9 protein-coding genes are annotated in these 12,618 nt (G+C 34.6%); all 9 read left to right on the plus strand.

Translation table 11 applies throughout. The annotated features are described in order from the left end of the window. Positions 1-20 precede the first annotated feature (20 nt). Entirely contained in the window at positions 21-1,271 is a 1,251-nt protein-coding gene (locus tag ACRD69_RS23965; RefSeq protein WP_430817686.1) for a glycosyltransferase family protein, read from the plus strand. A gap of 35 nt (positions 1,272-1,306) precedes the next feature. Further along, positions 1,307-2,332 (plus strand): DUF6625 family protein, encoded by a 1,026-nt coding sequence (locus ACRD69_RS23970; RefSeq protein ID WP_430817687.1) that lies wholly within the window; start codon positions 1,307-1,309, stop codon positions 2,330-2,332. A gap of 81 nt (positions 2,333-2,413) precedes the next feature. After that, positions 2,414-3,667, plus strand: a complete 1,254-nt coding sequence (locus ACRD69_RS23975) for a glycosyltransferase family protein (protein ID WP_430817688.1) — start codon at positions 2,414-2,416, stop codon at positions 3,665-3,667. Between the two features lie 70 nt (positions 3,668-3,737). Beyond that, the gene (locus ACRD69_RS23980; protein ID WP_430817689.1) at positions 3,738-4,898 is read left to right on the plus strand and encodes a glycosyltransferase family 4 protein; all 1,161 of its coding nucleotides are present in this window, start codon (positions 3,738-3,740) and stop codon (positions 4,896-4,898) included. Next, positions 4,895-6,268: a hypothetical protein gene (locus ACRD69_RS23985; RefSeq protein ID WP_430817690.1), complete on the plus strand. Its 1,374-nt coding sequence runs from the start codon at positions 4,895-4,897 to the stop codon at positions 6,266-6,268. Before ACRD69_RS23980 ends, ACRD69_RS23985 begins: the two co-directional genes overlap by 4 nt. Positions 6,269-6,274: 6 nt before the next feature. Then, positions 6,275-7,372: an acyltransferase family protein gene (locus ACRD69_RS23990; RefSeq protein WP_430817691.1), complete on the plus strand. Its 1,098-nt coding sequence runs from the start codon at positions 6,275-6,277 to the stop codon at positions 7,370-7,372. Beyond that, positions 7,372-8,370 carry a glycosyltransferase family 4 protein gene (locus ACRD69_RS23995; RefSeq protein WP_430817692.1) on the plus strand — a complete coding sequence of 333 codons (999 nt, stop codon included), beginning with the start codon at positions 7,372-7,374 and terminating at the stop codon, positions 8,368-8,370. The genes ACRD69_RS23990 and ACRD69_RS23995 overlap by 1 nt, the downstream gene beginning before the upstream one ends. Before the next feature lie 2 nt (positions 8,371-8,372). Next, a complete protein-coding gene (locus tag ACRD69_RS24000) occupies positions 8,373-9,485 on the plus strand; it encodes a glycosyltransferase (protein ID WP_430817693.1) in 1,113 nt (370 codons plus the stop codon). 1,004 nt (positions 9,486-10,489) lie between these two features. After that, positions 10,490-11,911 (plus strand): UDP-glucose 6-dehydrogenase, encoded by a 1,422-nt coding sequence (locus ACRD69_RS24005; RefSeq protein WP_430817694.1) that lies wholly within the window; start codon positions 10,490-10,492, stop codon positions 11,909-11,911. Positions 11,912-12,618 lie beyond the last annotated feature (707 nt).

The following is a 12,618-nucleotide window of genomic DNA, read 5'->3' on the forward strand; positions in this document are numbered from 1 at the left end:
AATTAATACAATCAATCTTTATGAAAAAGAAAATACTTTATATAACCTCTGCAAATCTAGCTACCAATCCAAGGTTAGTTAAAGAGATTGATTTCTTATCATTGGATTACAACATTGATGTTGTTCTATATAGGTTTATACATTGGAGCAGCAAGGTAGATAAACAAATGGTTTCTGAGAGAAAACACATTAATTTTAAGTTTATAGATATAAGCAAAAAACACAAAGTTAATTGGGTGTATTGGGGCATCGTTGAAAAGTTTTGTAGAACAATGCTCCCTTTGTTTAAAAATAATTTAAGTATCTGTGCAGGTGCATTGAGTCGTAAGTCATTAAAAACCTGGAACTATTTAAATGGAACATCTTTCAAAAGCAACTACGAATTTGTAGTTGCACACAATTTACCAGCACTGTATCCAGCATTTAAAATTGCAAAAAAATGGAATATCCCATTCGCATTTGATATCGAAGATTATGATCCTGGAATGAGTTTTAAAGATAGAGGAAAGCACTATGAGTACGTATGTAAAACACTATACAAGAAGTTATTGCCTAAAGCCACCTATTTAACAAGTGCTAGTCCGCTTATCGGTGAATATGCTTTGAAACTAATTGGAGGACATCATAAACACAAAGTCATCATTAATGCTTTTCCGAAAAAAGAATTCATCCCAACTCCACGTGTTGAAAAAGATGTTTACTACAGAGGTCCATTACGTTTCATTTGGTTTTCTCTAACAATTTCATTTAATAGAGGTTTGGAAGAATTTATCCAAGCAATAAGTCAATGTAATATCTCTATTGAACTAACGCTTATAGGTGATATGGATAATGAATTCAGACAAAAAATAATTAATCCTACCTCAAAAAAAGTAAAACATATAATATTCAACATTCATCCTCCCATTTCGCAACAAGAACTGCATAAAGAACTAATAAATCATCATGTAGGCCTTTCTCTTGAAAACCCACAAGGAGAATTAAATCGTGAGTTATGTCTTACAAATAAGATTATTGCTTATGCTCAGGCAGGTAATTATATTCTTGCCTCAAATACAAAAGCACAAAAAGCCTTTATTCAAGAATACCCAGATCAAGGAATGCTCTGCTCTTTATCAAATGGAGAAGAGTTAATAAAGGCTATTAAAAATTTAAATAAACAACGAGATATGATAATTAATAATTTAAATAAACGTTATCATTCTGCCATTAATTTAGCTATAGAGAATCAGATGCGTAGAGTTAAAAAACTTATCTCGGAGGCAATCTAGACTTAAATATTATTTTAAAACGACAAAATAGATAAATGAATAATAACAAACAATCTAAGATTTGCCTGACTGCATTTTACTTTGGTAAGTTTAACAACTATTTTAAACTTTGGTTAAATTCATGTAAATTCAATAATAGTATTGATTTCATTCTATTTACAGACGTTAAAGAGGAATATGATTACCCGCCAAATGTAAAAAGGAGGTTATATACTTTTGATGAATTCAGTGATATTTTTAAAAAGCATTTTGACTTCCCCATTTCACTAAAAGATGCATATCATGTTTGCGATTATGTCCCGGCATTTGGTGATATTTTCCACGAAGAATTTCTTGATTATGATTTTTGGGGGCATTGTGATATGGATCTTATCTTTGGAGATATCAGATCTTTTATTCCGGAGAATATTCTATTTCTATATGATAAAATATCCTGGAGGGGCCATTTTTCGCTCTATAAAAACAACCCAGAAATAAATAAAGTATATCAAAGTGAATATTACAATACCAAGTTATACAAAACTATTTTTTCCAACCCAACTAATTCACTTTTCGCTTTCGAGGAAAACGAAATAAACAATATTTTGGAAGAAAAAGGATATAAAATCTATAAAGGCCTATACTTTGCTGACTTAAAAACTTGTACAAACAATTTTGAAATGATGCATTTTTCGAAATCATTCCAAAAGAAAAATAAGGATCAAATATTTGAATTTAGTAATGGTAAATTATTAAGGCATTTTGTCATCGAGGATAAATTAGAAACGGAAGAGATGATGTATATCCATTTTCTAAAACGACCTATGGATATAGAAAGAAGTTTTGGCAATCAAGATCATTATATAATTGTTCCAAATCGCTTTATCAACTGCGAAGATATTAACATCAAAAAAATAAAAAAATGGAACAAAAAAAGGTTTTATTATGCATATTATTTTAAAAGACTAAATTGGGAATATTTCAAAAAAAGGAAAGCTGGAATTAACAGTCTGAATGAATTTAAAAGTCATTATAATAGCCTTAAAAGAATAGAGTTTAATGTAATTATTGACGAATATTAATCTTATTTTATTACTTGTTTGAAAGAAACACCTCGGGTTGAAGAGGTGGATAAAATATAGAACTGCTAACGATATTAATAAATGAATAAAATTTTAATTATATACCCACATTGGATGCCGTCAAATTTAGTGGGAGCTCAACGATCCAGATTATTGGCTAATAGTTTACCTGAATTAGGTTGGGAAACACACATTTTAGCTGTTCATCCAGACTTTTATGAGGAACCATCTGTACCAGAACTGACAAAATTAGTTAAACCATCCGTTAATGTACACTTTGTTGATGCTAAGCCAATAACTAGTAAAAAACGAATGGTGGGTGACTTAGCTTTAAGAGCATATAAGCAGCTTAAAAACAAGGCGATTGAAATAATCAAGGAAGAAAAAATAGATTTCTTTTGGTTGCCAATTCCCTCATATTACAATGCCTTATTGGGCCGCCCTATTCACAAAGCCACTAGTGTACCTTTTGGTATAGACTATATCGATCCCTGGGTAGATGGTTTTCCTGGACAGGAAAAAGTACTTTCTAAAGCCTGGTTGGCCAACCATTTGGCAAAGGTATTGGAACCTTGGGCTGTTAAAAAGGCTTCTCTCATTACAGGTGTTGCACACGAGTACTATGCACCTGTTTTAAAACGTAACTTTCCTAATGGTAATATGGAGCATTGTGCCATGCAATATGGTTTTGATCCCTTTGATTACACTGTTGAAATAAAACCTCAGGAAGAATTATGGGATCAAAATACAAAGGCATTAATTTATGCCGGAGCATTTTTGCCTAAATCTCACCTATTTATACAGTTACTATTTAAGGGTATTGCCGAATTAAAAGAAGAAAACAGATTACCCGATAACTTACATCTGTATTTTGTGGGTACCGGCAAATATAAAGATAAAAGCATACTCGATTATGCCAATGAATTTGAGATAAGTGAACTGGTAACCGAAAAAAGAGAAAGGATATCATATTTGGAGATTTTAAACTTATTAAAAAGGGCTTTTGGAGTAATGGTGATTGGAAGTACAGAAAAACACTATACAGCCTCAAAAGTATTTCAAGGTCTTTTGTCAAAAACACCCGTATTTTCCATTTTCCATAAGGAAAGTGATGCCGCAAGAATACTTAAAGAAATTAACGCTGACACATATCTTAGTAGTTATTATCCAGAAATTAGTCAAAGCGATTTATTTTTAACAATAAAAGAAAACTTTCATAATCTCGCATCTCAAAATATAGAATGGAAACCTAATTTGGAAGCTTTGAGACCATATTCTGCCAAAGCATCTGCAGAAAAGTTAATTAATAGTATTAATAACGTTATTAATCTATAGGATGAACTCACCACGGTTAGCAATTGTCCTAACCCACCCGATACAGTATTATGCACCAATATTTGCTTTATTGAACAATAGAGGTAAGTGTGAAATAATGGTCTTTTACACCTACAGCCAACGTCAATATGATTTTGTCGATAAAGATTTTGGAACTAAAATTAAATGGGATATTCCACTTCTGGATGGATATGATTATATGTTTATTAAAAACAATGCTAGAAAGCCAGATTTAACTCATTTTTATGGAATAAAATGTCCACATTTAATAACTGAAATAGAAAAATGGGGTGCAACCCACCTACTAATTTTTGGATGGAATTACCAGGCGCACTTAAAAGCAATCCGGTATTTTAAAGGGAAAATCCCTGTGTTGTTTAGAGGTGACAGTACACTTCTTGATTATGATTTCAAGAAAGTTAGTGATATATTCAAAAGGGATAAGTCTATAAATTTAATAAATGCCATTAAATCGTTAGCTAAATTTAAGATCAGGAAAGCTTTTCTTACATGGGTATATAAAAGCGTAGATACTGCCTTATATGTTGGGCAGAATAATAAAGCCTATTATGTGACTCATGGATTAAAAGAACGCCAATTAAAATTTGCTCCACATGCCATTGATAATGAACGTTTTTTTGATTCAAAGGATAAAAATTATGAGTCAAGAGCCGAAATATGGAGAAAAGAATTAGGTTTTAAAAATGATGATATTATTTTGTTGTATGCTGGTAAATTTGAACCAAGGAAAAATTTATTATTTTTTATTGAAGCCGTTAATAAATTACAAAGAAACGATGGACTAAAATTTAAAATTATTTTACTAGGTAATGGCCCTATAGAAAAAGAATTGAGACAAGTAGCATCTAATAATTCAAATATTACTTTTCTCCCATTTCAAAACCAATCGAAAATGCCTGCAGTGTATCGACTGGCCGATTATTATTGCTTACCATCAAATAGTGAAACATGGGGTTTAGCCATTAATGAAGCTATGGCATGTGGCAGATTAGCAATTGTAAGTAATAAGGTTGGGTGCGCACTTGATTTAATAAAAAATAAAAATCATATTTTTGAATCAAATAACACAGAATCATTGATTAGTACTTTAAAAACAGCAGTTACTGATTCTATAATGCAAAGTGAATATCCTAATCCTGAAATATTAATTAATGAGTGGAACTTTACATCAATCAGTAAAGCCATTGAAAAATTAGTTGTCGGAAAATGATCAAACAATATCAGAACATACTCTTTGTTATAGTTGTCTTAGTTTTGATTTCTTCAGTTTTTTTTGATGTTCCTTTAGTTGCCTTATTAAGTCTCGCTTCATTTTTCTTTTCGTTGATTCTTTTTATTGATCGATTAGGAAAAACGATTCCATTACGCGAATTGGCATTCTTAACTGCTAACCTACAGTTATTAGCCTCTTCTTTTTTAGCATTTTATATACAGGAGCCGAATAAAATATTTTTTCCAAAGGTTGATGCCGAAATCTATTTCAATTTTGCTCTTCCCGGAATTCTCTTATTTGGACTCGGGTTGTTTACATTCAAAGGAAATATTAATTCGGAGATAATAAAAAATAAGCTATTCAATTTTAATTTGTTTTCATTTGCCAAGCAGCTCATCACCATTGGCTATGTTGCAATGGTGATACAACCTTTTTTACCTGGTGCTTTGACTTACTTTGTTACACTACTTGTATTTTTAACATATATAGGAGGTATTAGCGTCATATTTTCGAAAGTAGATCAAAATTGTAAAGTAATTTGGTTAGTGATTGCCTTCTTACCTTTGGTTAGAGATGCATTCTTTTCTGGAATTTTTTTCCTGGCATTAATATGGGTTGCCTTTGCCTTTCTGTATTATATGAACAATAAACCGAACCTCAGTTTTAATAAAAAATTAGCTTGGGTAACTATAGGTATGTATTTAATCATTACCCTGGATGGCGCAAAAAAAGATTACCGGGAAGTGGTTTGGAAAGATACTTATCATCAAATAAGTTTTATTGATAGGGCAGGATTATTGGCTCAATTAAGTTTTGAACGACTGACGTTTCAAAATTTTATGGATGATCAAAACTTATCGGCCAGAATCACACGAGCTAATCAAGGAGCTTTAGTAACCTGGGTAATGGATTGGGTACCTGAAAATGAAGGTTTTGCTAAAGGTGAAACTATTAAGTCGGCAGTTGTATCAGCCATCTTCCCCAGAATATTATTACCTAATAAAGCTAAAGCTGGAGGAAAGGAAAACTTTGAACGTTTTACAGGTTATGAGTTAAAAGGCACCAGTATGAATTTAAGCTTATTAGGAGAAGGATGGGCTAACTTTGGTTACTGGGGAGGCTTGGCATTTATGTATTGCATAGGATTATTTTACTCATATTGCTTTAAACGTTTTGGCAATTTTATTAATAAATATCCGGTCTACTTCTTCTTTATTCCATATTTATTTATCTATACTATTAAAGCTGAAGATGATTTACTGACGCCTCTAAATCACTTTTTTAAAGCCTTAATTGTTTTTATTGCTTTACATCAAGTTTATTTTAAAAAGTATTTTTTAAAAAATAAACTATATGACACACATTAAATTTAAATGAGATTTAATTTTCTTAAGCGCACAACGTCCTCCGGAAAAGTCCTTTCAGAATTAGATGGGCTGCGGGCCTTAGCAATTTTTATGGTGATATACTTTCACCTTTGGGGGTTTATAAGTCATCATGTTACATATATTCATGACGTTATTCCCAAATTTGTTAAACAAATTCTTCATAATGGTGACAATGGGGTACCTGTTTTTTTTGCTATTAGTGCATTTATTTTGGGTCTGCCATTTGCAAAATATCACCTTTTGAATGATAGAAAAATTAACCTAAAAAAATATCTCATAAGACGTTTTACACGTCTTCAACCGACATATATTATAGTATTAAGTACATTCGGTTTGTATTATGCTATCATTTCCAAATATAATCTAAGCACCATTATAAATAGCTTTATAAGTGGTAATTTATATATGCATAATATTCTGTTTAAAACAGGCAATTACTTAAATTATGTAGCCTGGTCACTGGAAGTGGAATTTCAATTTTACCTCGTATTACCTTTGCTTTCTGTAGTTTTTAAGTTTCCAAAATCTTTAAGAAGAATAATTTTGCTTATTGGCATTATTAGTGGAAGTTATTTTCAGTGTAATTACATATTGTTATCATTTATAAGTCTGTTAGACTACTACCACTATTTTTTAGCAGGTCTGCTTTGCGTAGATCTATATTTAGATGAAAAAATACAATTCGTTAAAAATAAAGCCATTGAAGTAATCATTGGTATTTTGTGTTTAAGTATTATTATCTCATTACAGCCTAAACAATTAATTGGTTGTTTTCTTATCCCATTTGCTACTTCCGGTATAATAATTCTTGCTCTTAAGTCATCATTCTGGAAAAGCTTCTTTAGTCTGCCTATATTGGCGATGACCGGAACAATGTCATATTCAATGTATTTAATACATTTTCAAATAATTGCAATCGGAGGATTAGCTACACTGTGGGTTTTTAATGCGACTAATTCATTTTTATTACTTTTACTTGCTGCTTTTGTTCTACTAATAGTTATATGGATTTGTAGCGCCATAACCTTTAAGCTAATTGAGAAACCATTTATGAACCCAAATTGGTATAAACTAAAGAAATAATGAAAGTTACCTATTTTCAACGTAAACCTTACGACTTTCATTTTAGCATTGAAAAACTCTTTGATACTATCAGGGAGCATCTATCTGATTCAATAAACTATTCAGTTTATACGCTTCCATTTTATAGTATAGGCCTGTTTCAAAGGCTTTTTAGTGGTATGGCAGCATCACGTCAGCAAGGCAACATCAATCATATAACAGGTGATGTTTATTTTATTACCCCTTTTCTACAAAAGGATATTACCATTAATACTTATCACGATTTTACTTTTTTAAAAAATAGCAAAGGTCTAAAGCGTTTTATTTTATGGTACTTTTGGGTACATCTGCCCATTAAACACTCAAAGTATGTAACTGTTATTTCAGAGGCCACCAAACGTGAATTACTAGCAACTGCAAAATGTTCTAAAGATAAGGTCATTGTTATTCCTAATATCATACCGCCACATCTGAAGCATCAGACCTATACGTTCAACACTGATAAACCAAGCATTTTGCATATTGGCACCACCCCTAATAAAAATATTGAGCGCCTGATTGAAGCCATAAAGGATAGCAAATGTCACCTAACCATTATTGGTAAATTGACTGATGATATAACTTTGTCTTTAAAGCAAAACAATATCGAATATACCAACAAATATCAAATCTCTGACAAAGAATTGGAGCAGGAATATATGAACTGTGATTTACTCAGTTTCTGTTCATTAAATGAGGGATTTGGCATGCCAATACTGGAAGCACAGGCAATTGGGCGTCCGGTTATAACATCCAATTTATCATCTATGCCGGAGGTCGCAGGAGATGGTGCTTGTTTTGTTGATCCTTATGATTTAAACTCTATTAAAGCAGGCATCACCAAAGTTATTGAAAACAAAGAGTATAGAAATAAACTCATCACTAATGGATTAGAAAATGTAAAACGTTTCAATCCCCAAACAGTGGCTGGTTTATATGAGACACTTTATCAGAAAATCATTGGTGAACAACAAAATTAACTATGCCCAATAAAATCCTCATCATCTACCCCTACTTCACTCCTGCCGAAAAAGCAGGAGGTATTGTCAGTTCTCTTGGTAACATGGTTACTAACCTTGATAATTATAGCTTTTATATCTATACCAGCTGTTATGATTTAGATGGTACACATTTGGATGTAAGAGTCAACCAATGGGTGAAATATAGTGACTCTATCCAAATTTACTATTCGAGTTCTAAAGATGATAGATCCATAAAGGTGTTGTTGGATGACATTGTGCCAGATAAGGTATATATCAATGGCATATACGGTAATAAGTTCTTTTTAAAACCCATTATTGCTTTAAAAGGTGTTAAAAATAAGCTTATTGTAGCACCGAGGGGTATGCTGCATGCTGGCGCACTAAAGGTTAAAGCTTTTAAAAAGAAACTATATCTTTCTATCATTAAAACAAGTGGGTTATTGAAGGGCTTACAGTGGCATGCAACCGATGAACAGGAAGTAAAGGATATAGGTAAACATTTCAGACACAGTAAGGTTATTCTGGCAAAAGATACACCTCCCTTACAACCTGCTTTTGCAACTTTGGAACATTCAAAGCAAAAAGGACAATTAAGACTGGTGTTTCTCTCATTAATTACCGAGAAAAAGAATTTAATGTTTCTTCTTGAATTACTTGATAAACACCAGGATTTAAAAGTATCTCTGGATATTATTGGGCCGATAAAAGACCTCCCCTATTGGGAAAAGTGCCAGCCTCTTATCGAAAAAAACAAGGCTCGTGTAAAGTATATTGGTCAGGTGGCTCCAAAAGAAGTCGTTAAAGCATTGTTACCCTATGACTTTTTTATATTGCCAACTTTAGGTGAGAATTTTGGACATGTCATTTTCGAAGCCCTGACAGCAGGAAAACCCGCAATCATTTCGCATTACACTCCCTGGAGCAATCTGGCATCTATGCAAGCAGGTTTTAATTTGAGTCTGAATGAAGACGAGTGGTTAAATCAGCTAACAAATTTAATTGAAGTAGATAATGAGGCTTATCAACAAATGGCTAAAGGTGCTCAATCCTATTTAGTAGATTATCTGAAAACATACACCCCAAAGGCAGATTATCAGCCTTTATTCGGTTAAAAAATATTAAGAAAATGAAAGTAAAGGTCTTGCATCATGTGCAGGACCTTTTTTTACGTATATAATTCCCATTGATCATACCTGATGCATCCATCCGCTTTACCCCAGGCTAAAATAAACTGATCCTCTGCCCGTTATTTGCAGCTTAATAATCCATTCCGCAGGAATACAATTTGTGCAAATTTGTGGATGAATCATTTGAAGCTGCCAATAAACATCTTATCCCCTTAACTATATAACTACCTATTCCGCTGCAAACTAATTCCTGCATTAACATATTCGCGGTTGCAGCGGGTTGATGAAGATGACTAGTCCTGGGGTGTCGCTGCGCTTTACCCCAGGTTATGATGATGTGGGCCTTCAGCCCGTTATTTACAGCTTGGTAAACTATTCCGCAGGAATTCAATTTGTGCAAATTTGTGGATAAAATATTAAAAGCTGTAAATAAAAAGTGCGTTGGACTGAGCAATAGTCCGGGCCAAGGGTGGCGAGAAGGCTTCAGGGCGCACTTGAGGTGGTTGTGGGCCGGCAGGAATGAAGGCTGATGCGGGTGGAAGGGTTCTATTGCTCTAGACTTTTTTCCTTTCTTTTTGCGGCAATGGCAAAAAGTAAGTAGGGTTTGGGACAAAGTCCCATGCGGACTGATCGGCATAACTTAAGCCAGTGTGAAGCTGCACTTTACCCGGATAGCAATCGGGGTGTTAAATCCGTGGTTTTATAAAACAATTCCCGGTTTTGCTGAAATCATAAAGAATACTCAATTCTTTATGATTCCGATCTTAACTATTTCAGCAGAAGTAGGGTTTGGGACAAAGTCCCATACGATCTGATTGGCATCACTTAAGCCAGGCTATTAATATATCATACCTATCGCCTGCTATTTCGACAGTCCGACTCCCGATGCCTATTGGGATAATCAACTCCCCTCATACCCCATCTCCACACATTTTTTCCTACCTTTACATCAAAATTTTCAACTTAAAATAACTCAATCAACACACTTAATGAATCCAATCAAATCCATTTGCTGCATAGGCGCCGGTTATGTAGGCGGTCCTACCATGGCAGTAATTGCACAAAAAAATCCGCAGATAAAAGTTACAGTTGTAGACATCAATGAGCAACGCATTGAGGCTTGGAATGATGAAGATCTTGACAAACTACCAGTATATGAACCAGGTCTTTCAGAGGTAATTGCCGAAGCCAGGGGCCGTAACTTATTTTTCTCTACCGAAGTGAATAAGGCCATCGAAGAAGCCGAGATGATCTTTATTTCGGTTAATACACCAACCAAAACCTATGGTATTGGTAAAGGACAGGCGGCCGATCTGAAGTTTGTTGAATTATGTGCCAGGCAAATTGCCGATGTGGCCAAAAGTGATAAGATAGTGGTTGAGAAGTCAACACTTCCTGTTCGTACTGCTGAATCCATCAAACGCATATTTGACGCTACAAATGGCGATGTAAAATTTCAGATTTTATCTAATCCTGAATTCCTTGCTGAAGGAACAGCCATTGATGACCTGCACCATGCCGATCGTATATTGATTGGTGGTGACATTGAAACAGCAGAAGGTAATGCCGCCATTGAAGCCCTGGTATCAGTCTACGAAAGCTGGATACCTCGTGAGCGTATCATTACCACCAGGGTATGGTCATCTGAGCTGTCCAAATTGACGGCTAATGCCTTTTTGGCTCAACGTATCTCGTCCATTAATGCCGTTTCCGCTTTATGTGAAAAGACTGGGGCTGATGTGGATGAAGTGGCACATGCCATTGGCAAGGACTCACGTATTGGATCAAAGTTTTTAAAGAGCTCAGTTGGCTTTGGCGGCTCTTGCTTTCAAAAGGACATTCTTAATTTAGTGTACCTGTGTAATCATTTTGGTCTTCCGGAGGTGGCGGACTACTGGGAACAGGTGATCATCCTGAATGACTATCAAAAGCACCGTTTTGCCAAGAATATTATTGATGCGCTGTTTAATACCGTATCAGGTAAAAAAATTAGCTTCCTTGGATGGGCCTTTAAAAAGGACACCAACGATACCAGGGAATCAGCTGCTATTTATGTGGCCGACGAACTAATACAGGATAAAGCTCAAATTCATGTTTATGACCCTAAAGTCAGTGCCGGGCAAATAAAGTCTGATTTACTATACCTGTGGACGCAACGAGGCCTCTCTCCTGCCGAAGCTGAAGATTTAATTGACCGGTCTGTCACCATCAGTTCAAAGCCTGAAGAGGCCTTAAGTCAGTCGCATGCGGTTGCTATCCTGACTGAATGGGATGAGTTCAAAGACTATGACTGGCAGGGAATATACAACAACATGCTTAAGCCGGCCTTTTTATTTGATGGTCGTAACATTATCAATAAAGAACAATTGGAAACCATTGGCTTTAAGGTGCAATCAATTGGTAAAGGTTAAGTTTTAAGCCAAAGCCTCTCAAAATATAAACGCTGGTCATAATCGATCAGCGTTTTTTGTTAATGACAGATGATGTAAGGTATTGCTGTGCATTAAATGCCTGCAAAATAAATCCAATCTCAATAAACGCTGCTCTCTCCGATCGTTCACACTTCCTCTCCTCCTGGAGAGGATCGAGGTGAGATGGTTAATGGACAGAAAATCACAATAACATATAATAGCTATAAAACTCGTAACGTAACTGAAGATTTACAGCTTGGTAATCCATTCCGCAGGAATACAATTTGTGGAATTGGTGGATAAAATATTAAAAGCTGTAAATAAAAAGTGCGCTGGCCTGAGCACTAGTCCGGGCCAAGATTGGCGAGAAGGCTTCAGGACGCACTTGAGGTGGTTGTGGGCCGGCAGGAATGAAGGCTGATGCGGGCTGAAGGGTTCTATTGCTCTAGACTTTTTTCCTTTCTTTTTGCGGCAATGGGATCGGAATAGTTAAGAATTGAGTATTCTTAACTATTTCAGCAGAAGTAGGGTTTGGACAAAGTCTTTTAGTGTTCGAAAAGAAGTTTTATAAACGTATAGGTCTATGCATCATGTAAATCAGCTCTCCTCCTTACAAAAAGGAGGAGTCCGGTGAGGTACGAACCGGGAGGTGGTTTTAGAAACTTTTGTAACAATTTTCATAAAACTCTTTGATTTCTGCAATTATA

Source organism: Carboxylicivirga agarovorans (assembly GCF_050589845.1).
GTDB classification, from domain to species: Bacteria; Bacteroidota; Bacteroidia; order Bacteroidales; family Marinilabiliaceae; genus Carboxylicivirga; species Carboxylicivirga agarovorans.

Bases quoted from the DNA above. Each gene is read 5' to 3' on its own strand.
- ACRD69_RS23965 (WP_430817686.1), top strand. From the start codon at position 21: ATGAAAAAGAAAATACTTTATATAACCTCTGCAAATCTAGCTACCAAT.
- ACRD69_RS23990 (WP_430817691.1), top strand. From the start codon at position 6,275: ATGAGATTTAATTTTCTTAAGCGCACAACGTCCTCCGGAAAAGTCCTT.
- ACRD69_RS23975 (WP_430817688.1), top strand. From the start codon at position 2,414: ATGAATAAAATTTTAATTATATACCCACATTGGATGCCGTCAAATTTA.
- ACRD69_RS24000 (WP_430817693.1), top strand. From the start codon at position 8,373: ATGCCCAATAAAATCCTCATCATCTACCCCTACTTCACTCCTGCCGAA.
- ACRD69_RS23970 (WP_430817687.1), top strand. From the start codon at position 1,307: ATGAATAATAACAAACAATCTAAGATTTGCCTGACTGCATTTTACTTT.
- ACRD69_RS23985 (WP_430817690.1), top strand. From the start codon at position 4,895: ATGATCAAACAATATCAGAACATACTCTTTGTTATAGTTGTCTTAGTT.
- ACRD69_RS23995 (WP_430817692.1), top strand. From the start codon at position 7,372: ATGAAAGTTACCTATTTTCAACGTAAACCTTACGACTTTCATTTTAGC.
- ACRD69_RS24005 (WP_430817694.1), top strand. From the start codon at position 10,490: ATGAATCCAATCAAATCCATTTGCTGCATAGGCGCCGGTTATGTAGGC.